This is a genomic window from Aeromonas jandaei, from assembly GCF_037890695.1.
Classification (GTDB): Bacteria; Pseudomonadota; Gammaproteobacteria; order Enterobacterales; family Aeromonadaceae; genus Aeromonas; species Aeromonas jandaei.
Window position 1 is genome coordinate 4,156,660 of record NZ_CP149571.1, and the last position, 23,741, is coordinate 4,180,400.

At 59.3% G+C, this 23,741-nt stretch carries 17 protein-coding genes and 3 tRNA genes; 17 read left to right on the forward strand and 3 right to left on the reverse strand.

Annotated features, from left to right (window positions below):
- Positions 1-199 precede the first annotated feature (199 nt).
- The 9 genes from WE862_RS19525 to WE862_RS19565 all read left to right on the forward strand — a co-directional run bounded on the left by WE862_RS19525 (position 200) and on the right by WE862_RS19565 (position 10,976).
- Positions 200-1,885: an ABC transporter substrate-binding protein gene (locus WE862_RS19525; protein ID WP_041208961.1), complete on the forward strand. Its 1,686-nt coding sequence runs from the start codon at positions 200-202 to the stop codon at positions 1,883-1,885.
- A gap of 119 nt (positions 1,886-2,004) precedes the next feature.
- Complete coding sequence (locus tag WE862_RS19530; RefSeq protein ID WP_033115357.1) at positions 2,005-2,988, forward strand: ABC transporter permease; 984 nt, start codon at positions 2,005-2,007, stop codon at positions 2,986-2,988.
- A 1-nt stretch (position 2,989) separates the two neighbouring features.
- The gene (locus WE862_RS19535; protein ID WP_041208962.1) at positions 2,990-3,910 is read left to right on the forward strand and encodes an ABC transporter permease; all 921 of its coding nucleotides are present in this window, start codon (positions 2,990-2,992) and stop codon (positions 3,908-3,910) included.
- Positions 3,907-4,926: an ABC transporter ATP-binding protein gene (locus tag WE862_RS19540; protein ID WP_042029396.1), complete on the forward strand. Its 1,020-nt coding sequence runs from the start codon at positions 3,907-3,909 to the stop codon at positions 4,924-4,926. Before WE862_RS19535 ends, WE862_RS19540 begins: the two co-directional genes overlap by 4 nt.
- Before the next feature lie 11 nt (positions 4,927-4,937).
- Positions 4,938-5,930 (forward strand): ABC transporter ATP-binding protein, encoded by a 993-nt coding sequence (locus WE862_RS19545; RefSeq protein WP_042029397.1) that lies wholly within the window; start codon positions 4,938-4,940, stop codon positions 5,928-5,930.
- A 114-nt stretch (positions 5,931-6,044) separates the two neighbouring features.
- Entirely contained in the window at positions 6,045-7,760 is a 1,716-nt protein-coding gene (locus WE862_RS19550; RefSeq protein ID WP_042029399.1) for a glycoside hydrolase family 9 protein, read from the forward strand.
- Complete coding sequence (locus tag WE862_RS19555; protein WP_042029401.1) at positions 7,753-8,625, forward strand: BadF/BadG/BcrA/BcrD ATPase family protein; 873 nt, start codon at positions 7,753-7,755, stop codon at positions 8,623-8,625. Before WE862_RS19550 ends, WE862_RS19555 begins: the two co-directional genes overlap by 8 nt.
- A complete protein-coding gene (locus WE862_RS19560) occupies positions 8,610-10,475 on the forward strand; it encodes a beta-N-acetylhexosaminidase (protein WP_042029402.1) in 1,866 nt (621 codons plus the stop codon). The genes WE862_RS19555 and WE862_RS19560 overlap by 16 nt, the downstream gene beginning before the upstream one ends.
- A gap of 156 nt (positions 10,476-10,631) precedes the next feature.
- The gene (locus WE862_RS19565; RefSeq protein ID WP_042029407.1) at positions 10,632-10,976 is read left to right on the forward strand and encodes an MGMT family protein; all 345 of its coding nucleotides are present in this window, start codon (positions 10,632-10,634) and stop codon (positions 10,974-10,976) included.
- A 40-nt stretch (positions 10,977-11,016) separates the two neighbouring features.
- On the opposite strand, the gene WE862_RS19570 is transcribed toward WE862_RS19565, so the two are convergent.
- Together WE862_RS19570 and topA are read right to left on the reverse strand one after the other, a co-directional pair.
- Positions 11,017-11,181 (reverse strand): hypothetical protein, encoded by a 165-nt coding sequence (locus WE862_RS19570; RefSeq protein ID WP_339058665.1) that lies wholly within the window; start codon positions 11,179-11,181, stop codon positions 11,017-11,019.
- 97 nt (positions 11,182-11,278) lie between these two features.
- Positions 11,279-13,900: a type I DNA topoisomerase gene (topA, locus tag WE862_RS19575; RefSeq protein WP_042029403.1), complete on the reverse strand. Its 2,622-nt coding sequence runs from the start codon at positions 13,898-13,900 to the stop codon at positions 11,279-11,281.
- A gap of 344 nt (positions 13,901-14,244) precedes the next feature.
- Between topA and astB the strand changes: the two genes are divergently transcribed.
- The 5 genes from astB (at position 14,245) to WE862_RS19600 (ending at position 16,583) form a co-directional block, all read left to right on the forward strand.
- Positions 14,245-15,582, forward strand: coding sequence for an N-succinylarginine dihydrolase (gene astB / locus WE862_RS19580; RefSeq protein ID WP_042029404.1), 1,338 nt, complete (start codon positions 14,245-14,247; stop codon positions 15,580-15,582).
- A gap of 261 nt (positions 15,583-15,843) precedes the next feature.
- Positions 15,844-15,928, forward strand: a tRNA-Tyr gene (locus tag WE862_RS19585).
- Positions 15,929-15,959: 31 nt separating this feature from the next.
- A tRNA-Tyr gene (locus tag WE862_RS19590) sits at positions 15,960-16,044 on the forward strand.
- A 31-nt stretch (positions 16,045-16,075) separates the two neighbouring features.
- Positions 16,076-16,160: transfer RNA gene (locus WE862_RS19595), tRNA-Tyr, on the forward strand.
- Between the two features lie 138 nt (positions 16,161-16,298).
- On the forward strand, positions 16,299-16,583 hold the full coding sequence (locus tag WE862_RS19600; RefSeq protein WP_042030079.1) for a hypothetical protein: 285 nt from the start codon (positions 16,299-16,301) through the stop codon (positions 16,581-16,583).
- A 9-nt stretch (positions 16,584-16,592) separates the two neighbouring features.
- Here WE862_RS19600 and WE862_RS19605 read toward each other — a convergent pair whose 3' ends face one another.
- Entirely contained in the window at positions 16,593-20,000 is a 3,408-nt protein-coding gene (locus WE862_RS19605; protein ID WP_042030078.1) for a transporter substrate-binding domain-containing protein, read from the reverse strand.
- Positions 20,001-20,122: 122 nt separating this feature from the next.
- Here WE862_RS19605 and WE862_RS19610 point away from each other — a divergent pair, with 122 nt between their 5' ends.
- The 3 genes from WE862_RS19610 to yegQ all read left to right on the forward strand — a co-directional run bounded on the left by WE862_RS19610 (position 20,123) and on the right by yegQ (position 23,741).
- Entirely contained in the window at positions 20,123-20,761 is a 639-nt protein-coding gene (locus WE862_RS19610; protein WP_042030077.1) for a response regulator, read from the forward strand.
- A gap of 654 nt (positions 20,762-21,415) precedes the next feature.
- A complete protein-coding gene (locus WE862_RS19615) occupies positions 21,416-22,150 on the forward strand; it encodes an EAL domain-containing protein (protein ID WP_042030076.1) in 735 nt (244 codons plus the stop codon).
- A gap of 226 nt (positions 22,151-22,376) precedes the next feature.
- Positions 22,377-23,741 (forward strand): tRNA 5-hydroxyuridine modification protein YegQ, encoded by a 1,365-nt coding sequence (yegQ, locus tag WE862_RS19620; RefSeq protein WP_042030075.1) that lies wholly within the window; start codon positions 22,377-22,379, stop codon positions 23,739-23,741.

Below are 23,741 nucleotides of genomic sequence, written 5' to 3' on the forward strand. Positions count from 1 at the left end.
GGATTTTTACGAAAACAACGAAATCAACAGTTGTTGTTTTCCTGTTAACTCTGTTTTGCTAATGGCGTTGGAAAACAAAACGACAAGGGTGCAGACACCCAACCAACAACGAGGGCCGGTCTCATCAGCATGCGAAACCGGTGCTCACACAAACAAGGCGAACCCTCGGGAATGCCAAAAAAATAAGAAAGGAAAACATATGCTTGCCAAAGTATCCAAAATCTCTACCGCTGTAATGCTGGGAACCATGATGCTTGCCGGTGCTGCCGGCAATGCCATGGCTGCCGAAAACAAGACTGTGCTGACCATGGTTGCACAGCAGGAAACCGCCTGGGTCAAGAACTTCAACCCCTTCCTGCAAGCAGGCTTGCTGCACACTACCCGTCACTTCATCTATGAACCGCTGGTGATCTTCAACGATATGCAGGGTGGTAAACCCGTCTATCGTCTGGCCACCAACTACGAGTTCAGCAAAGACCTGAAATCCGTCACCTTCGATCTGCGTGACGGCGTGAAGTGGTCAGATGGTCAGCCCTTTACCGCTGATGACATCCTGTTCTCCTTCAATCTGGTCAAAGCCAACAAGGCGCTGGATGAGCGCTCGATCTGGACCCAGATCAAGAGCGTCGAGAAGCTGGCCCCGAACAAGGTCAAGTTCGACCTGACCGAGGTCAACACCAACGTGGTGAACGATCTGGTACTGGTGCCCATCGTACCGGAGCATCAGTGGAAGTCGGTGAAAGACCCGGTTGCCTTTACCAACGACAAACCGGTCGGTACCGGCCCCTTCACCGAAGTGGAGAACTTCTCCGCCCAGCTCTACACCCAGTGCCGCAACCCGCACTACTGGGATAACGCCAACCTCTCCATCGACTGTATCCGCATGCCGCAGATGGCCACCAACGATCAGGTGCTGGCTGCTGTGATGAAGGGCGACATCGACTGGTTCGGCTCCTTCGTACCGGATATCGAGCGTCTCTACGTCGGCAACGATCCGAAGAACAACAAATACTGGTTCCCGGCCTCCGGTACCGTGGCGTTCAACGTCAACTTCCAGACCAAAAACCCGGGCAACCACGAAGCCTTCAATGACGTCAACTTCCGCCGCGCCTTCTCCATGGCGATGGATCGCCAGTCCATGGTGGATATCGCGGGCTACGGCTACCCGACCGTCAACGAATACCCGTCAGGGCTTGGCAAAGCGTTCGCCTCCTGGAACAACCCGGATGTGGACAAGAAATACGGCAAGTTCAACAAGTACGATCTGGAAGGCGCCAAGGCCCTGTTGAAGCAGGCTGGCTACAAGGATTGTGACGGCGACAAGTTCCTCGACACCCCGAGCTGCAAAAAGATCGAGTTCAAGGTACTGGTGCCGAACGGCTGGACCGACTGGGTCAACACAGTACAGATCGGCGTGGAAGGGCTGCAGGCACTGGGCCTGAATGCCAAGACCGCCACCCCGGAAGCGACCGTCTGGACCGAGAACCTCATCACTGGCGACTTTGATGTGGCGCTGCAGGGCTACTTTGCCGGTGCCAACCCGCACAAGTACTTCGAGACCGCCTTCCACTCCCGCAACATGGGTGAGCGTGGCAACCGCTTTGCGGCTCCCCGCTACAAGGATCCCGAGCTGGACAAACTGATCGACGACTTCACCCAGACCGCCGATGCAGCCAAGCAGAAGGACATCATGTTCGCGATTCAGGAGCGGGTCGGTGCCAACCAGACCATCATTCCGGTCTTCAACAACCCGACCTGGTATGAGTACAGCACCAAGCGTTTCCACGGCTGGTTCAGCGCTGACAACCCGGTTGCCAAGCCGCAGCTCCACCCGGACACCCCCGAGCGTCTGCTGCACATCCTGGCACTCAAGCCAAACAGCTAAACAATCCCGGCCCCCTGCGGGGGGCCATCTTCCCCGTTGATCCCCCCTTCTGCCCGCATCTGCCGGGGTTGGGGTAGCCATGCCCGACGCGGGGCGGACTTGCAGTAAAAGGTATCATCATGGGATTCATACTGAGACGCTTTTCCTTCTATCTGGTTGCCTTTCTGGTAGCCGCTACCATCAACTTCCTGTTACCCCGAGCCATGCCAGGCGATCCCGTATCCGTGATGTTTGCCCGCGCTGGCGCCATGATGGAACCCGCCGCACTGGAAGCGCTCAAGGCCACCTTCGGCTTTGTCGACGGCCCCATCGGCACCCAGTTTCTTACCTATGTGAAGAGTGTCTTCACCTGGGATCTCGGCACCTCGGTGCGCTTCTATCCGCAGCAGGTCTCGGACGTGCTGGGCCGCGCCATCGGCTGGACCCTGTTTCTGGTGGGCACCTCCACCATTCTGAGTTTCTCCGTCGGCTCCATCGTCGGCATCTTCGCCGCCTGGTATCGCGGCGGCCGGATGGACAGCATCCTCTCCCCGCTCACTCTGGTGATGCAGGCGATTCCGCCGGTAGTCGTCTCCCTGCTTGCCCTGTTCCTGTTCGGGGTGAGTCTTGAATGGCTGCCGATTGGCTATGCCTACAGCCCGGAGATCACGCCGGACTGGGGCTGGGAGCACATCAAGAGCATCCTGACCCACGCCATCATGCCGGTCGGCACTCTGGCCATGGTGCAAGTAGGCGGCTTTCTCATCACCATGCGCAACAACATGATCAACCTGCTGGGCGAGGATTACATCACCATGGCCAAAGCCAAGGGGCTCTCCAGCAACCGGGTGATCTTCAACTACGGCGCCCGCAACGCCATTTTGCCAAGCGTTACCGCCCTCTCCATGGCGCTCGGTTTCGTCATCGGTGGCTCTCTCATCACCGAGGTTATCTTCAACTATCCCGGCCTGGGCCTGACCCTCTATCAGGGCATTCTGGCCCGCGACTACCCGCTCATTCAGGGGCAGTTGCTCATCATGACCATCACCATGCTCAGCTTCAACTTCCTGGCCGACGTGCTCTACGTCTTCCTGGATCCCCGTCTGCGTACAGGAGGCAAATAAGATGCGTATGCCGACCATTCTCAAGATCCTGCTGGGCAACAAGAAGGCTGCCTGCGGCCTCGTCATCGTCGTTACCTTCGTACTGATGGCATTGTTTGCCCCGCTGCTGGCCAGCAACGAGCCGACCAAACGGGTTGCCCGCCCCCACCAGCCGCCCAGCGCCGAGTTTGTGATGGGCACTACCCGCATGGGCCACGACATCTGGTCCCAGTTCACCAATGGCGCCCGCATCTCCTTGCTGGTGGGCTTTAGCGCAGGCCTGCTGGTCTGTACCCTGGCCGTCGCCATCGGCATCACCGCCGGCTACTTTGGCGGTCTGGTTGATGAGTGCCTCACCTTCCTGATGAACGTGGTGCTGGTGATCCCCAACCTCCCCTTGCTACTGGTGCTGGCGAGCTTTATCGGGGAGGCGTCGCCGGCGGTCATTGCGGTGATAATAGGGTTGACCTCGTGGGCCTATGGCGCGCGGGTCATCCGCGCCCAGACTCTGGCGCTGCGCGAGAAAGAGTTCGTCATCGCCGCCGAAGTGCTGGGCGAGCCGGCCTGGCGCATCATTCTGGTGGAGATCCTGCCCAACCTCATCTCCATCATCGGGGTGAGCTTTATCGGCTCCATCATCTACGCCATTGTCACCGAAGCGACTCTGGAGTTCCTCGGCCTTGGCGACCCGACCGTAGTGAGCTGGGGCATCATGCTCTACAACGCCCAGACCTCCAGCGCCATTCTGGTCGGCGCCTGGTGGGAGATCCTGGCCCCCTGCTTCGCCATCGCCACTCTTGGCGCCGGTCTGGCCCTGCTCAACTTCGCCATCGACGAAATCGCCAACCCGCAGCTGCGCTCCCACAAAGGGCTCAACCGCTGGAAGAAACTTGCCGCGCCAACCCCTTCTGCGGTATCAGCTGTACAGGAGAAGACAGCATGAACAAGCAACCCCTGCTGTCAGTACGCAATCTCTGCGTCGACTACATCACCGAAAATGGCGACGTGCGCGCCGTCAACTCGGTGAGCTTCGATATCAAACAGGGCGAGATCTTCGGTCTCGCCGGCGAGTCGGGCTGCGGCAAATCCACCGTCGCCTTCTCGGTGGCCCGGCTGCACAAGCCGCCGGCCTACATCAGCGGCGGCGAGATCCTGTTCAAGGGGGAGAACATCCTCCATTACAACGACGAGCGGCTGCGCTCCTATCGCTGGCAACAGGTGTCGGTGGTGTTCCAGTCCGCCATGAACGCCCTGAACCCGGTACTGCGGATGGAGGAACAGTTCTGCGACGTGCTGCTGGCCCACAACCCCGGCATGACCCGCTACGAGGCGATCAAGCGCGCCCAGGAGCTGCTTACCATCGTCGATATCCACCCGAGCCGGCTCAAGGATTACCCGCACCAGTTCTCCGGCGGCATGCGCCAGCGGCTGGTGATCGCCATCGCCATGGCGCTCAACCCCGAGCTGCTCATCATGGATGAACCGACCACGGCGCTCGATGTGGTGGTGCAGCGGGAGATCCTGCAGAAGGTCTATGCCCTGAAAGAGAAGTTCAACTTCTCCATCCTGTTCATCACCCACGACCTCTCCCTGATGGTCGAATTCTGCGATCGCATCGGCATCATGTATGCCGGTGAACTGGTGGAGGTTGCCCCCTCCAAGGCGATCCTGACCGCGCCGCTGCACCCCTATACCAGAGGGCTCGGCAACTCCTTCCCGCCTTTGCACGGGCCGAAAAAGGTGCTGGAGGGGATCCCGGGCACCCCGCTCAACCTGCTGGAGGTGCCGGTCGGCTGCCGCTTTCAGGCCCGCTGCGGCAAGGTGCACGATCGCTGCCGTCAGGAGTACACCAGATTGGCCGAGATCCGCCCCGGACAACAGACCGCCTGCCATCTCTATGACATGCAGGATGAACAACAAGATCCCCTGATCTATCTGGACAAGGCCGCTGGCTGTTAAGGATGTCTGTCATGCAAATCGCCAAAACCGATGCACCCATCATCGAAGTCCAGCACCTCTACAAGGACTTCCCCGTCAACTCCAATGCCATCAAGAGTGGCAAGATGCGGGCGCTCTCCGACATCACCTTCAACCTGCACCGGGGCCGCGCCCTGGCTGTGGTCGGGGAGTCGGGCTCCGGCAAGAGCACCATCGCCAAGATCATTGCCAAGATGTACAAGCTCAGTGCCGGGCGCATTCTCTATCGCGGCCACGATCTGGAAGAGTTCAACAAGGGCACCGCCCTGCTGGACTATCGCCAGAGCGTACAGATGGTGTGGCAAGATCCGTTTGGTTCGCTCAACCCGACCCACACCATCTATCACCACATCGCCCGCCCCCTGCTGCTGCACAGCAAGGTGATCGACAAAAAAGAGCTGCCCGAGATGGTCTACGCACTGTTGGAGAAGGTCGGCCTGACCCCCGCCAAGGCAACGGCGGCCAAGTATCCGCACCAGCTCTCCGGCGGCCAGCGCCAGCGGGTCAACATCGCCCGCAATCTGGCGGTGGAGGCGGAAGTGGTATTGGCGGACGAACCCACCTCCATGCTCGACGTCTCCATTCGCATCGGCATCCTCAACCTGATGGAGCAGATGAAGGATGAGCTTGGCGTCTCCATGCTCTACATCACCCACGACATCGCCACCGCCCGCTATGTGGCGGAAGATCTGGCGGTCATGTACGTGGGACACATGGTGGAGTGGGGCGAGGTGGACGAGATCCTGCACCACCCGCAGCACCCCTATACCCAGCTGCTCATCTCGGCGGTGCCCGACCCCGAGAAGAGTATCCACGCCGAGCTGGAGGGCGGCCGAAAAGGGGAGATCCCGCTCTGGACGCCGGAATCCTGCGGTTGCCCCTTTGCCGGGCGCTGCAATCAGGCGATGCCCCGCTGCAAGGAGAGTCTGCCTGCCATCACCAGGCTTGCCGACAACCACTTCGTGCGCTGCTACCTCTACGAGTGAGGGTAAGCCTTAGACCGGCCGGACTGCACAGTCCGGCCATGCCTCGATACGGGGCGGCCATAGCCCCGTGATGTGCCTCACCGCCCGACGGTGAACCACAGGAGTAATACCTTGATGGAACTCTTGATCAATCAGGTGGGCTACGAGTGCGACGGGCACAAGGTCGCCCTGCTGCAAGCCTCCCCCGCCCATGATCTCGGCGGCTACGTCAGGCTGCAACGCCTTGATGATGGCCAGATCCTGTTTGAAACCCCGCTACAAGCGGCTGGCAGCGTCCCCGGCTGGCAGGGGCGTGCTTACTGGCGCGCCGACTTCTCCGCCTTCAAGGAGCCCGGCCACTATCGGCTGGAGGCGATCACTGCCCAAGGCATTGTCCGCTCGACCCGTTTTGCCATCGGCCAGGATCTGCTGGCCAGCCGCTGCCTCTCCGATGTCATTCACTACTTCAAGGGGCAGCGCGCCAGCGGCATCTTTGATCGCGCCGACCGCAGCGCCCGCCTGTTTGGCACCGACCAGCACAGAGATGTGCACGGCGGCTGGTTCGATGCCAGCGGCGACATGAGCAAGTACCTGAGCCACCTATCCTACGCCAACTACCTCAACCCCCAGCAGACCCCCATGGTGGTCTGGTCGCTGCTCAAGTGCCGGGAACTGCTGGCCCCGCGCCGCGATATCGACGGGGTGAACCTCTGCAAGCGGCTCAATGACGAGGCGCTGCACGGCGCCGACTTTCTCTGCCGGATGCAGGATGAGTCGGGCTTCTTCTACATGACCCTATTCGACAAGTGGAGCAAGGATCCCGCCCAGCGCGAGCTGTGCGCCTATGCCACCCAGCAGGGGATCAAATCCGCCAACTGGCACGCCGGTTTCCGCCAGGGGGGCGGCATGGCCATTGCCGCACTGGCCCGCGCTGCTCGCGAGCACATCGGCGGTGACTTCGATACCAACCATTACGCCGAGGCGGCCAGACGCGGTTACCTGCATCTGCGTGAGCACAACCTCGCCTATCTGGACGACGGGGTCGAAAACATCATCGACGACTACTGCGCCCTGCTGGCGGCGGTGGAGCTGACCCGCACCTTCGGCGCCGAGTGGCTGGCCGAGGCGAGAGTCCGTGCCAGCAAACTCTGCGCCCGTCAGCGCATTCATCCTGAGCTGGGTCACTACTGGTCTGCCAACGAAGATGGCTCGCGTCCCTACTACCACGCAGCCGAAGCGGGGCTGCCGGTGCTGGCACTGCTGGAATACCTGGGCGTGGAGCCGGATCAGGAGCACAAGGCTCGGGTACAAACCGTAGTGCAGCAGGCGCTGGCTGCCGAGCTGGCGCTCTGCGCCAGCGCGGGCAATCCCTTCTCCCTCGCCCGCCAATATGTGAAAGGGGTGGATGAAGCACCACACGTCAGCTTCTTTATGCCCCACAACAACGAGTCCGGTTACTGGTGGCAGGGGGAGAACGCTCGCCTGGCCTCGCTGGCCGCCATGGCCTTTGCCGCCGCGGCACAGTTGCCCCAGCAGAGCAGGTTGCTGCGCACTTTCGGTCAGCACCAGCTCGACTGGATCCTCGGGCAAAACCCCTTCAACACCTGCATGCTGGCCGGTCACGGCATCAATAATCCCGCCTACACCGCCGGTTATCCCAATGCGCTGGGGGGCATCTGCAACGGCATCACCTCAGGGTTTGAGGACGAAAATGAGGTGGCCTTTATTCCAGAGGAGTACAGGGAACGGCTGGATCAGAACTGGCGCTGGGGCGAGCAGTGGTTCCCCCATGCAGCCTGGTTTGCCCTGGCCATCAGCTGGCAAAATGCCGCAGGAGGTCGCCATGATTGAGTACTGGGTCGGGGTCGATGGCGGTGGCACCCACACCCGCGCCCGCATTCGGGATCGGGCCGGCAAGCTGCTCGGCGAAGGGCGCGCCGCCGGATCCAATCTGGAGCTGGGCATCCATCACGCTCACGCCAATGTGCTGGCTGCCATCGCCAGCGCCCGCCTTACGGCCGGACTCGGCATCGAGTGCGAACAACAGATGGGGGTCGGGCTGGCGCTCGCCTCCGCCGAGCTGGCCGACTGCTATCACGCCCTGCTCGAGATGCCCTTCCCCTTTGCCAGCGTCAGGCTCACCTCCGATGCCTTCGGCGCCTGCCTCGGCGCCTTTGGTGGCCGGGAGGGAGCAATCCTGATCGCCGGCACCGGTTCGGTCGGGCTGGTTTATCAGAATCACCGGATCCGCACCTGCTCCGGGCGGGGCTTTCCCATTTCGGATCTCGGCAGCGGCGCCTGGCTGGGCTTACGCGCCATCCAGCAATCCCTGCTCTGCCACGACGGCATCCTGCCCCCCAGCACCCTGGCCATCCGTTTGCTCGACCACTTCAAACGGGATCAGACCGAGGTAGTGCACTGGGCTGCTCGCGCCATTCCCGCCGACTACGGCCGCTTCGCCCCCTGGGTATTCGATGCGGCCAGCGACGGCGACGACCTCGCCAACCAGTTGCTGGATGAGACTTGCGCCCAACTCACCACCCTGCTGGAGGGAATGAAGTTGCTGGGTGCCACCGAGATCGCCCTGCTGGGTGGTATCGGCACCCGCCTCGCCCCTCGCCTTGGCGAGCTGAACCTTGTGGCCCCCAGAAGCGATGCACTCGACGGGGCCATCCTGTTTGCCCAATCAGAGGATTATCCATGTCTACACCCCTGATCCACTCCCGGGTCACCCGACGTGACGGCGAGGATGTCTGGTTTGCCTTCACCCTGTCCAACCTGCCGGCAGAGGCGTGGAAGCTGCACTTCTGTCTGGCACGCCATATCGACCCGGAATCGCTGCAAGGAGGTGAGCTTGAGCGCCAGAGCGGCAGCTACAAGGTGCTGATCCCGCAGGCTGGCAGCAACGAGATCCTGTTTTGCTGCCGCCAGACCCCCATTAAAAAGATCTCCGACATGCCGCAGGGCTTCTTCCTGAGCCTGCCCGACGCCACCACCGGCCCCCAGCTGCTGCCAGTAACCCTGGCAGCAGAAGAGCTAGGGCTGGAGAATCAGCCTGTCCGCAAGCCAGACCTGCCGGACGTCGAGCCGCTGCCCGGCATAGTACCGCAATCGGCTCATCTGGTGCTGCAGGAGGGGTATTTTCGCCTCGCCGAGCGGGCCCACGTGAGCGCCATCCGCGATATCAGCGGCTTGCTTGGCCACTTCAACGAGCTCACATCGCTGGCACTGGAGCAGGATCACGACGCCGAGATCCGGCTGGTTGAGACAGCGCTGGCCCCCGAAGCCTACCGGCTCACCATCACCGAAGAGGAGATAGTGATTGCCGCTGCGGGCGAGAGTGGCTGGCGCCACGCTCTGGTCACGCTGGCCCAGTGGTATCTGCAGCACGGCGAGAGCCTGCCCTGCCTGACGCTGGAGGACAGCCCGCGCTTTGGCTTTCGCGCCATCTTTCTCGACTGCGCCCGCCACTTTCACAGCATGGCGACCATCAAGCGACTGCTCAAGCTGATGAGCCTATACAAGTTCAACCGCTTCCACTGGCATCTGACCGATGACGAGGGGTGGCGCCTCGAGATCAATGCCTTCCCCGAGCTCACCACCGTGGGTGCCTGGCGCGGCCATGATCTGGCCATAGATCCGCAGCTGAGCGGCGGCCCCACCCCCTACGGCGGCTACTACACCCAGAGCGAGGTGCGCGAGCTGGTGGCCTATGCCGAAGGGCTTGGCATTACCATCATCCCCGAAATCGACATTCCGGGTCACTGCCACGCAGCCATCAAGGCGCTGCCAAAGCTGCTGGTGGAGGAGGCTGATCGCTCCCGCTACCGCTCGGTGCAGCACTTTGACGACAATGTGCTCAACCCGGCGCTGCCCGGCACCTACCGTTTCCTGGAAGCGGTACTGGACGAGGTGTGCGAGCTCTTCCCCGGCTCCCAGATCCACATGGGGGGAGATGAAGTTCCAAGCGGCGTCTGGACCGACAGTCCCGCCTGCCAGCAACTGATGATCGAGCAAGGTTACGCCGACTGCCGCGAACTGCAGGGCCATCTGCTGCGCCACTGCCAGCGCTATCTGGCCGCCCGAGGCAAACAGATGATCGGCTGGGAGGAGATCCTCCATGGTGACAAGGTGAGCCGCAAAGCGGCGATCTGCGCCTGGACCAGCTTTCAGGCGGGACTGGACGCGGCCGCAGCCGGTTATCCGGTGGTGATGGCGCCCGCCCAGTTCCTCTATCTGGACCTCGCCTGGAGCGCCGATATTCACGAACCCGGCCTCTACTGGGCGGGCACCCTCAATCTGGAGCAGATCTACTCATGCGATCCTGCCCCAGCCGATTTCCATGCCAGCGATAACATCCTCGGGGTGCTGAGCCCCTTGTGGTCAGAATTGATCACCTCGCGCGATCGTCTCGACTACATGTTGTTCCCGCGCATGCTGGCCACGGCCGAGGTGGCCTGGAGCGAACCCGCCCGCAAGGGGTGGGAGCACTTCACCGCCCGCCTGCCCGGCCAGCTGCAGATCCTCGACCAGCTGCAGGTGCGCTACCGGATGCCACAGAGGTAATGTTGTCTTTACTTTGGCGGCCCTCAGGCCGCCTTTTTTCATTTAGACCCCCACCATCCCCTGATATCAGATATTCCAACCTCTGCCACGCCTTGCTTCCGGCCCAGCCGAGAAGCCACAATGACCCATCCACTCAACGGCAACAGCAGCATATCCATGTATCACCCCTCCCATGAAAAAGTGGCCAGAATCGAGGCGATTATCGCGCTTATTCCTGCAGGCAAGGTGGCCAGCTACGGTCAGGTAGCCGATCTGGCAGGTCTGCCCGGGCGGGCAAGGCTGGTGGGCAAGGTGCTGCGTGAGACCGACAAGGTGCTGCCCTGGCACAGGGTGCTGGGCGCTGCCGGTACCATTTCGTTGCCCAAGGGTTCAGAGGGATTTGCCACCCAGGTCGGCTTGTTGCAGGAAGAGGGGGTTGCCGTGATTGGCGGGCGAGTCAGAATGCGGGATTGGCAGTGGCAGCCCGACCTGGCCGAGCTGCTGTTTCTACTGCCGTTTTGATGTTGTTCTTCACCTGAAGTGGTGATTGTTGGCCTGACGCTTACTCAAGCGGTGCCAGGATCTCGTCGCTGCGTACCTGCACCGGAATGGTTTCATCTTCGCGCTGCAGCAGCACCAGCAAGCTCTGCCGGTTCACTTCCAGCACATAGGCCGCCCCTTCACGGGTCATGCAGCTCATGCCGGGCCGGATCTCGTTAATTTCCATCACCACCTCCTTGTTACAACGCTGCACTCCTTGCAGCTGGTACTCAGTATATGCTGCTCAACAAGCAAAGAGGCCCCTTGTCGGGGCCTCTTTCTCATCAAGCTTTCTTCGCCTTTGGCAAACTCTCTTGCCAGGTACCGTTATCGTAGTGAGCGGTCCAGCCGGTCGCCTTGCCGTTGACCTCGGTCATTACGTACTGCTCCTTGGTCTTGCGACTGAAGCGTACGATGGCCGGGTTGCCATCCGGATCGGTGAGCGGGGCTCCCGCCAGATACTTGTGCTTGGCCGAGATGCGATCCTTGAAGCGCTTGAGCTCCTCCACCAGCGGCGCGCGGGTCTCGCGCGATTTGGGGAAGTTGCTGGCCGCCAGGAACAGACCGGCAGCCCCGTCGCGCAGCACGAAGTGGGCGTCGGACTGGGTGCACTTGAGCTCGGGCAGCGGTACCGGATCCTCTTTCGGCGGCGCGATGTCACCGTTTTTCAGGATCTTGCGGGTGTTCTTGCAGGTCTCGTTGGTGCAGCCCATGTACTTGCCGAAACGACCGTTCTTGAGCTGCATCTCGCTACCACAGCGGTCACACTCGATGCTCGGCCCTTCGTAGCCCTTGAGTTTGAACTGACCTTTTTCAATTTCGTAGCCATCGCAATCGGGGTTGCGACCACAGACGTGCAGCTTGCGGCTGTCGTCGATGATGTAGGCATCCATCGCGGTGCCGCACACGCCGCAGCGGTGCTTGGCGCGCAGCGCTTCGGTTTCCGCCTCTTCGCCATCGGTGGCGGAGACAAACTCGTCGGCAGAGACCAGGTTGATGGTCTTCTTGCAGCGCTCTTTCGGCGGCAGGGCATAGCCGGAGCAACCAAGGAAGACACCGGTGGTGGCGGTACGGATACCCATCTTGCGGCCGCAATCAGGGCAATCGATATCGGTCAGCACCATCTGGTTGGCACGCATGCCGCCCTCTTCCGGCGCCTTGTCCGCTTTCTCCAGCTCATGGGTAAACTCGGCGTAGAAGGCATCCAGCACCTTCTTCCACTCGAGGCTCCCCTCGGCGATGCCATCGAGCTTGTCTTCCATCTTGGCGGTGAACTCGTAGTTCATCAGCTCGACGAAGTTCTCAACCAGACGGTCGGTGACGATCTCGCCCATCTTCTCGGCGAAGAAACGGCGACTATCGACCCGCACATACCCGCGATCGACGATGGTGGAGATGATGGAGGCATAGGTAGACGGACGGCCAATGCCGCGTTTTTCCAGCTCACGTACCAGCGCTGCTTCGGTGAAGCGGGCGGGGGGCTTGGTGAAGTGCTGGCGCGGATCCAGTTTGACCAGTTTCAGCACCTCGCCGACAGTCACCGCCGGCAACTGGCTGTCTTCACCCTTGCGACCCATCGGCGGCAGCGCCTTGGTCCAACCGGCGAAGCGCAGGGTACGGCCACGGGCCTTGAGCTCGAACTCACCCGCCTTGACGGTCAGGGTGGAGGAGTCGTACTGAGCCGGGGTCATCTGGCAGGCGACGAACTGACGCCAGATGAGGTCATACAGGCGCATTGCATCCGGCTCCATCCCTTCCAGCATCTCGGCAGTCACCAGCACACTGGAGGGGCGGATCGCCTCGTGTGCCTCCTGGGCATTGGCCTTGGCGCCATACAAATTCGGCTCGGCCGGCAGGTAGGCTGCGCCATAGTGCTCGCCGATATATTCCCGCACCGCGTCCACCGCCTCTTTGCTGAGGTTGGTCGAGTCGGTACGCATATAGGTGATGTAACCCGCTTCATAGAGACGCTGGGCCATCATCATGGTCTTCTTGACCCCGAAGCTAAGCCGGGTAGAGGCCGCCTGCTGCAGAGTGGAGGTGATGAAGGGCGCGGACGGCTTGGAGCCGGTCGGCTTGTCTTCCCGGTTCACTACCTTGTAGTCGACCCCTTCCAGGGCTGCGACGGCGGCGAAGGTCTCGGCCTGGGTTACCGGCTTGAAGTCGGCGCCGTTGCGGCTGACCACCTCCATGCGCAGCTCGCTCTTGTCGGCGGTCAGCAGGTCGGCATTGAGATCCCAGAACTCGACCGGTACGAACGCCTTGATTTCGCGCTCTTTATCGACGATCAGACGCACCGCGACGGACTGTACCCGACCGGCAGAGAGGCCGCGAGCCAGCTTTTTCCACAGCAGCGGAGAGACCATGTAACCTACGACGCGGTCGAGGAAACGACGGGCCTGCTGGGCGTTGACGCGGTCAATGTTGAGCTCGGAGGGCTGGGCAAATGCCTCCTTGATGGCGGTTTTGGTGATCTCGTTAAATACCACGCGCTTGTAGCGGCTCTCATCGCCACCGATGATCTCGCGCAGGTGCCAGGCGATCGCTTCCCCTTCTCTATCCAAGTCGGTTGCGAGATAGATGGTGTCTGCCTTCTCGGCCAGACTTTGCAACTCGCTGACCACCTTCTCCTTGCCGGGCAAAATCTGGTAGTTGGCCTGCCAGCCCGCAGTCGGGTTGATCCCCATCCGGGCAAACAGGGCTTTGCGCTCCTTGGCTGCCTTTTCGGTTTCGCTCAACTTGATGCCGCGAATGACGGGTTTCTTGGGCTCGGTGCTGGCGCTGCCGCTGGTGGGCAGATCGCGAACATGACCCACGCTGGATTTCACCACGTAGTCCTTGCCCAGATATTTGTTGATGGTCTTGGCCTTGGCCGGAGACTCCACTATGACCAGTGATTTGCCCATGCTGTAACTATTATCCTCATTGCACCCGACGGGGTTGGTGTGCGGTTTTGTGGGGCTGTATAAGAGATTTGACGGGAAAAAGCAATCTTGTGACTCAATTTGCCTGACCAGCCCCTACCGCGCTGCTTCTTTATTTATTAATGCGAAGGGTCAGCGTCGGGTGCAACCGCTTTTTCATTTTTCTGCCATACGGCCCCTCTTTTTATATCTGAAACGACATAAAAACGTCTGCTGGTTACCGGCTTGTTACAAAAACATAAAATCTCTTTATAATGGCCCCACCCCGACGCATTGTGCGCGGAAGGAATCCGCTACCCATCATAAAAATCGAAAGGATGTACTCAATGAAGCACTTCGAGGTCAATTTCGACGGACTGGTCGGCCCGACCCACAACTACGCCGGTCTCTCCTACGGCAACGTCGCCTCCCAGAACAACGCTCAGGAAGCCTCCAACCCGAAAGAGGCAGCCAAGCAGGGGCTACGCAAGATGAAGGCGCTGACCGAGCTCGGCATGACCCAGGGGGTGCTGGCGCCACAAGAGCGCCCTGACCTTGCCACCCTGCGCCGCCTCGGCTTCACCGGCAGCGATGCCCGGGTGCTGGAACAGGCCGCCAAACAGGCTCCTGCCGTACTGGCCGCCTGCTATTCGGCCTCCAGCATGTGGACTGCCAACGCCGCCACCGTCTCCCCGAGTGCCGATACTCAGGATGGCCGCATTCACTTCACCCCCGCCAACCTGACCAACAAGTTTCACCGCTCACTCGAGCCGGATGTCACTGGCCGGATCCTGCGCGCCGTGTTCAATAACGAGCGCCACTTCAGTCACCACCTCCACCTGCCGGAGAACGACCACTTCGGCGACGAGGGGGCGGCCAACCACACCCGGCTCTGCCGCGCCTATGGCGAAGCGGGGGTCGAGCTGTTCGTCTATGGCCGCAGCGCCTTTGATCTCTCCCGTCCGGCACCAAAGCGCTATCCGGCCCGCCAGACTCTGGAGGCGAGTCAGGCCATCGCCCGCCTGCATGGTCTTGATGAGGAGAGCGTGGTCTTTATCCAGCAGAATCCGGAGGTGATCGATCAGGGGGTATTCCACAACGACGTGATTGCTGTGGGTAACCAGAACGTGCTCTTCTTCCACCAGCAGGCATTTCTCAACACCAAACAGGCGCTGGCCGAGGTGCAGACCAAGTTTGGCGAAGGGGAGCTGCACTTTATCGAGGTGCCGACCGCCGAGGTATCTGTGCTGGATGCAGTGAAATCCTATCTGTTCAACACCCAGATCCTCACCCTGCCCAATGGCGAAATGGCGATCATCGCCCCTACCGAGTGCCGCGACAATCCGGCGGTGTCGGCGTACCTGAACAAACTGCTGACCATGAACACGCCTATCAAGGCCGTTCACTACATGGACGTCAAGCAGAGCATGCGCAACGGCGGCGGCCCCGCCTGTCTGCGGCTACGGGTCGCCATGAACGATGCCGAACTCGCAGCGGTCAATCAGGCCTGCCTGATCAACGACAGTCAATTCGCCCGCCTCGATGGCTGGGTTGATCGCCACTATCGTGACCGCCTGACCCTCGATGATCTGCGGGATCCGGCACTGGTGCAGGAGTCTCGCAGCGCACTGGACGAACTGACCCAGATCCTGAAACTGGGGTCCATCTACCCGTTCCAGCGCTAATCATCGCACCAGAGCTCAAGCTCAATTCAGCAAAAGACCGCCATGTCCGGCGGTCTTTTTGTCTGTCTCTCAACAAATTCTGAATTTTTCGACCAGAGCCCGCAACGGGACTGCATAGAAAAGCAGCGCACAACTTGCTGATAAGTCTGAATTTTGAGCACGATGTATCAAAAAATCGACGAACAGTCATTTTTTGCTGCCAGAAACGCTTCAAGGGGTTCACAAAGAGCGAAGATCTGTTAGTATGCGCCTCGCACTTGGGGAGGGGTTCCCGAGCGGCCAAAGGGATCAGACTGTAAATCTGACGGCTCTGCCTTCGAAGGTTCGAATCCTTCTCCCTCCACCATTCAAGTGCAACAATCAGGAAAATACCCCGTGGAGGGGTTCCCGAGCGGCCAAAGGGATCAGACTGTAAATCTGACGGCTCTGCCTTCGAAGGTTCGAATCCTTCTCCCTCCACCATCTTCCAGAACACAATATGCAATACCCCTGTGGAGGGGTTCCCGAGCGGCCAAAGGGATCAGACTGTAAATCTGACGGCTCTGCCTTCGAAGGTTCGAATCCTTCTCCCTCCACCATCATTCAAGAAAACCCGGCCTAGCGCCGGGTTTTCGCTTTTCCAGCCCATGCTACCTAACCATCCTGTCAGATCTGACAGTTGCGTTTGCAACCTGTTTTGTTCACTTTGTCACCATCATCGTCAGAGTATTCACATCATGTTTGAGATCTGGGACGAACATGGCCATGCCACCGGGCTCACGCTGCAAGCGCTGAAAAAGCGCATGGAGGGCTATCAGGGCGATCTGATGGTTCGCTACAGCAACAAGGTTGGCCTGCCCACGACGCTCTTCGTGACAGTGAAGCAGGGTATTCCCTACCAGCGCTTCAAAGCGGGCAGCCCCAGACTTGACTGGGAGTGGCTGGCAGGCGCAACCAACGGCGCCATGCCCCGCACTATTCGCGAACAGCGCTTCGAGATGGCGCTCGCGGCAACCCACTAAATTACCGACTCACCCCGCCAGCTCATCAGCCAGCTGCTGTAACAGCGCACAAAACTGCGCCAGCTCATCGCTACACCCATCCGCTCCCTGTTGACGGATCCGCTCCTCCAGCAGCCAACCCTGCTCCGCAGCCTCCGGGATCATCATGGCAACAGTGCCCGCCTGACGGTGCACCCACTCGGCCAAGGCCTTATCTTCTTGCGGACGCATGCCCAGTCCACGCACCAGTTCGTGACGACACTGCTGCAATGCCTGTCGCAACGGTTCACCCGCACCAAACAGCGAGCTCATCACAGCGAGTTCGAGCAGCCGCTCGGAGGGGAGGATATGCCACTTCTGCAGCATCTGGCGCAATCCCGCCAGCAGTACCGGCTTGCCGAGCAGATCATCCATCCCGGCGGCAAAGCAGCGTTCGCGCTGTTCCGGCAACACGTTGGCGGTCATGGCGATGATTAGCAAGCGCTCATCCTGATCCTCCTGCTCGCGCACCTTGCGGGTGAACTCGTAGCCGTCCATCACCGGCATCTGACAGTCGCATAGCACCAGATCGTAAGAAGTGCGCGCCACCATTTCGAGCGCCTGCTCCCCCTGCCCGGCCAGATCGCAATGCAAGCCAAGCTGGCCCAGCTGGCGCATCACCAGCGACTGGTTTAGCGGGTTATCCTCCACCAGCAGGATCCGGTAGGGCAGCAGCTCACCAGTTTCAGCCTGCTCACGCAGCGGGGATGGCAACAGGGCATCGGCCAGTCCCAGCTGGCGATAGCACACCTCGCGCACCGCATGCCAGGTCAGGGGATTGCTGTTGAGCAGATAACGTCCCGCTTCGCGCCGATAACCCATGGGGGAATCGAGCGCCACCAGCCTGATGGCATCGCCCAGTGCCTGTTCGCTGTCGCTAAAGTGCAGATCCGCCCCGCCCGCTTGCCCGGCACAACTCACCCCCAACGCACCGAGGTGCAGTAACAGGGTGTGACGCAATTTCTCATCGCGCAGCTCGATGACAGCGCGCATCCCGGCGAGGTGCGGATCTGGCTCGGAGTGGGCCACAACCGGCAGAGTCACGGTCAGCGTGATAAAGGTGCCAAGGCCCGGCGAGCTCTGCAGCCCAATCTCTCCCTGCATCAATCCGGCAAGGGTGTGACAGATGCTGAGCCCCAGCCCGCTGCCGCCGTAACTGCGGGTAGTCGAGCCCTCCGCCTGTTCAAAAGCGTTGAAGATCCGGCTTTGCGCCTCGTCATTCATACCAATCCCGCTATCTCGCACCCCGAACCGCAGCCGCTGCCTCCCCTCAGCCTCCTGCAATACTACGAGGGAAAGCTCGATAAAACCGCGCTCGGTAAACTTGATGGCATTGCTGACAAAGTTGAAGAGGATCTGGCGCAGTCTTAGCACATCGCCACGCAAGCGAGCTGCTACCTCCTGATCCGCCAGCAGATAGACCCGCAGCCCCTTGCGCTGCACCTCGCTGACGGTCATGGTCAGCACGCTGTCGATAAGCTCCCGCATCAGGAACGGCACTTCGTCGAGCACCATCTTGCCCGCCTCCAGCTTGGCGTAGTCGAGCACGTTGTCGATCAGCGCATGCAGCCCCTGTGCTCCCCGGTTGATGATCTCCACCATCTGGCGCTGATCTTCGCTCAGTCCGGTCAACGAGAGCTGCTCCGCCATGCCGACGATACCATTCATCGGGGTGCGGATCTCGTGGCTCATGGTGGCCAGAAATTCACCCTTTATGGTGGCAGCCGACTCGGCCCGCACCTTGGCGCTGGCCAGTGCCAGCTCGACCTGATGCCGGCGGATGATCTCTTGCCGCAAGCGCCAGTAAGCGACCAGCAGCGTCAGGATAAACAAGCTGACGGCCAGCCCGACCGGCAGCAGGGTGCGCACCAGTTTCGCCCTGGGGATCCCTTCGCTGTAATTGAGTGCCAACCAGCTGTTGCGGATCTGGCGCTGCTCCTTGTCGCTCATGCTGGCCAGCACCCGATTCACCAAAGGCAACAAGGGAGGGAATGGCTCACGTACCGCCACAGCCAGTTCATCCTTGAAAGGGGTTGGCGCGGCGATATGAAGACGGTCATCAAACTGCTCGGCGACAAGACGGGAGACCACCACCAGATTGCCGATATAGGCATCCCCTTGCCCAGCGGCGACACGGGCGAGTCCATCGCTGGCATCACGGGTCGTGGTCAGTTTAAGGCCGGGCACCAGTGCCCTGAGCTCGGGGATCAGCATGCTGTCGGTCAGCAGCAGCTGCTTGCCGGCCAGATCGGAGAGATCCCCGATAGGGAGGCTACCGCGTGCCGTCACCAGCACCAACGGGAATGATGCGAAGGGCTCGCTGGCATGCCAACCCACCAACCGCTCGATGATCCGTGTGGGCAGTACTGCCAGATCCACATCGTGATGCAGCAGTTGCTGTTGCAGGTCAGGCCAATCCTTTACCGGTATTCGGCTGTAAGCCAACCCCAACTTCTCCTGCAGCAAGTTCAGATAATCCAACATCAAGCCGACCGGGTTACCATTCTCATCCTGATAAGAGAAGGGCATCCAGCTGGGAAGCAATCCCAGCTTCAACGGTGGCAACGTCGAGAGCCAGCCACGCTCATCAGGACGCAGCAAAAAATTGCTGTGCCCCATGAAATTGGGCGCCAGACTCTCCCCTAGCCAGCGTTTCTCCAGTTCACTGCGCGCCTCGACCGTCAGCGCCTGAATAGCGGTATCCAGCCTGATGGCCAAGCTGCGCTTTTGGCTACTCACACCCAGATGAAGGGTTTCCATCAACAGGGGGGATTGAGCCACCACAGCCAGATCGGGATGACGCTGAATGAAAAGATTGGCCACATGGAGGTTGCCTATATAGGCATCTGCCTCGCGCCGTTCGACCGCCTGCAAGGCGCTACGCGTATCGACGACCAGCCGGGGCGTGACATTCGGGTAGTGCAGGCGAACAAGCTTTTCCGTCAAAAAGCCCCGCTCAATGGCAATGCTGGCCCGCTGCAGCTGACTCACATCGCGAAACAATGCGCTGTCCTGACGCACCACCACCACGGTTGGCGAGGTGTAATAAGGCTGGCTGAACGAAATGCAGGGTCGTTCATCAGAACTGAAGGCATCGAGCAGAATGTCCACCTTGCCGCGGCAGGCATCCGCATACATATCGGCCCATTCAGGATAAATCCGCCAGACAATGTGATAATCCAGTTTCTTGGCCAGCAGCTCCATCAGTTCGATGCTGAATCCGGAGGGCACTTTACCATCCCACTGCTGAAATGGCCCCCACCCACCAGCCAATATCCCCACATCTATAGTGGGAATAGCAATGGTGTCAGCGGCGATAACATATGGTGTCAAGGAAAAGAGAGTGGCAATAATTATGAACCGCTTGATTATCGGCATGATTGAATGACATATACGCATAACGATTCAAATATATTTCCCCAACAAGAGGAGACCATGAAAAAAATGGGTGCGCACGGTAGTATAGAAATGCTAGGTTTGATAGCCTGAATATTATTCGCTGTTTTATAAGAGGCTCATTTATGTCCTTCAAGATTATACTTGCTGATGACCATCCGCTGATCTTGACCGGGATCCGTGCTCTTATCGAGCAGATTCAACCCCGCTGCGAAGTGATTGCCGAGGCCTATCAAGTATCTGAGTTGCTGGTTTTATTGCAGCAACACCCATGTGATCTGCTTATCACCGACTTCAGTATGCCAGGTGATATTCGCAGCGACGGTTTGGTAATGATCCAGCAGTTAAGACGCGATTATCCCTCTCTGCCTATTATTGTATTGACCCAGCTCCACAATAACGCCATTTTGCAGTCACTTATCCAGTCAGGAATAAGCGGCCTGCTGTTGAAGAAATCGGTCATCGGCGAACTCTCGGATGCCATTCGTCAGGTATTGCTTGGCCGTACCTATATCGGCAGTTCGGTCAAAATGTTGCTGGCCGAAGCGGGCCTGCCCCAGCAGGCAGGGATCAATCAACTGACCCCCAAAGAGACTGAAGTGGTGCGGCTGCTGGCCAGTGGTATGTCCGTTACCCAAGCCGCTGACTACCTGCACCGTAGCATCAAGACCATCAGTACCCAAAAGAAGAGTGCCATGCAGCGTCTGGGCATCAGCAGTGACAGTGCTCTCTTTGAATATGCTCGCAGCAGTGGCCTGTGCTAATCAGATATAAAATCGGGCGCTTGCCTATGGAAATTTACGCCAAGCGCCCTCTCTGCGAACTAAAATCCGGCTAGCTATATAAAAGAAATGGCAATGGAAAAGCCAATATCGATGATATTTATAGCTATAAAACAACAACCAATATAAAATTAACCATATTTTCTGTTTATTGATATGGATAATCAGGCCTATACTTTAAATACATTGATATCGTTCTCTCACTGCCACACCATAAATTTCAAAACCAGTAATAACAGGAGAACATGCCAGCACCGTAAATGTATGATTTTATTTGTCGCTCATACATATCTGTTTGTTCCTTTACCACTAACAAGAAGCCGAATATTCTCGTTACAAAAAAGCACCTTGGTTGTGCAAATAACGTTCTATCTGTACGATATACATTCAACTCCCCTGTTGTTGGTGTGGAGTTAAATCCCAATAGCTGTTTAACGAAACCATATAAATAATGCTTGCTAACTCATTTCATATTTTTATCCAGCAACAGTCTAGAGGGTTACATTCAGCGAAGTAATCGGAATATTCCGATTCATTCATCCCATTTAACAACTAACAATCGGAGTATTCCTACATCCCCTTTTGACCTTCTATTTTATGATCCCCCATATTTGTCAGCCTGTTGAGACCAGTGCCATGTTGGCATTCAAAGAAGAGCCCCCAAGTTATGAGATAGCCCCGCTGGCGGCCGATGTCGCTATGCCGTTTTATCAGCCCATCATCGGCAAGGATCGCCAGATCATCGGCTTTGAAGCGCTGGCCAGACGCTGGGATCCCGCACGGCAGGGCTACCAGGGCATCGACTTCCTGACTCTGAGCCCGGGTGAAGCTCTGGACATCGATATAGTGATACTGAGAGCAATTTGGCGTGACCTGCCCGTACTGGCACGCCATGCGCCCTGCTCTCTCTCCATCAACTTGAATCCTGCACTTGAGAACTCTACATACCAGAACCTGCTGTTGCTGGTGATCCTGCAGGCTCGCAAGCTGGGGATAGCGATCTGGTTCGAGGTGCTGGAACATGCGCCGCTCTATCGCAAACATCGGGAGCTGATCGAAGTGCTGCGCAGCCACGGCGCTCATATCGCCTGCGATGATTTCGGCACCCAGGAGTGCAATTTTCAGCGGGTGATGGCGCTCCCCTACGAGATCATCAAGCTGGATCGCTCCCTGCTGCTGCAGGCGAGCAAGAGCAGCCATGCCTTGCGGATGCTGAGCGGTCTGGTGGAGTATCTGCAGCGCTTTGGCATGAAGGTGGTGTGCGAAGGGGTCGAGACCCTGACGCACATCGAGATCGCCAACCAGCTCGGTTGCGACTATCAACAGGGCTATGCCCACGCCATGCCAGCACCCCTGTCTCGCTGGGCCTGACAGCGATACACCCCGTCCCTCTTTATCCCTGCCAAATTGCATGATGGCGTGGGGGCGAGTACAATCTCGCACCCCGAATATCTGGCGCATATTTTATAAGCGTGCAGGCTGGATATGCCGTTATCGGGTGGCAGAGCACCATATAATGGCTCGCACTGCTGCTCAACCCATACGGCGCCATCAGGTGGCGTCGTCCTGATTTGCAATCAGATACGAAGAGTCCGACATGTTTAAACCAGAATTGCTCTCCCCCGCAGGTTCCCTCAAGAACATGCGTTACGCCTATGCCTATGGCGCTGATGCCGTCTATGCCGGCCAACCCCGTTACAGCCTGCGGGTGCGTAACAACGAATTCGATCACGAGAACCTGCAACTGGGTATCAACGAAGCCCATGCCCTCGGCAAGCAGTTCTACGTGGTGGCCAACATCCAGCCCCACAACTCCAAGCTCAAGACCTTTATCCGCGACATGCGTCCTGTGGTGGAGATGAAGCCGGATGCGCTGATCATGTCCGACCCCGGTCTCATCATGATGATGCGCGAAGCTTTCCCTGATATGCCCATTCACCTGTCGGTGCAGGCCAACGCGGTCAACTGGGCCACGGTGAAGTTCTGGCATCAGATGGGCCTGACCCGGGTCATCCTCTCTCGCGAGCTGTCGCTGGACGAGATCGAGGAGATCCGCATGCAAGTGCCGGAGATGGAGCTGGAAGTGTTCGTTCACGGGGCGCTGTGCATGGCCTACTCCGGCCGTTGCCTGCTCTCCGGCTACATCAACAAGCGCGACCCCAATCAGGGCACCTGCACCAACTCCTGCCGCTGGGAGTACAAGGTACACGAGGGCAAGGAAGACGAAGTGGGCCAGATAGTCCATCGTCAGGAGCCTATCGCCGTGCAGAAAGTTGACCCGACTTTGGGCCTCGGCAAGCCGAGCGATGCACTGGTGCTGCTGGAGGAGTCCAACCGTCCGGGCGAGTACATGAGCGCGTTTGAGGACGAGCACGGCACCTACATCATGAACTCCAAGGATCTGCGCGCCATCGAGCACGTTGAGCGTCTGACCAGGATGGGTGTGCACTCGCTGAAAATCGAAGGACGCACCAAGTCCTTCTACTACTGCGCGCGTACCGCTCAGGTCTATCGCAAGGCCATCGACGATGCAGTGGCGGGTCGTCCGTTCGATCGCAGCCTGATGGGCACCCTCGAGAATCTGGCTCACCGCGGCTATACCGAGGGCTTCCTGCGCCGTCACAACCACAGCGAATACCAGAACTACGACTACGGCTACTCCGTCTCCGACACCCAGCAGTTTGTCGGCGAGATCACCGGTCGCCGTGGTGACATGGTGGAAGTGGAAGTGAAGAACAAGTTCCTGGTGGGCAACAGCCTGGAGCTGATGACCCCGCAGGGCAACGTCCGCTTCAATCTGGCACAGATGGAGAACCGCAAGGGCGAGCTCATCGACACCGCGCCGGGCAACGGTCACGTGGTCTATGTGCCGGTCCCCAAAGATCTGGATGTGAACTTCGGTATCCTGCTGCGCAACCTCGGGGATCGCGAAGACACCCGCAACCCCCATACGGCGGCTTGA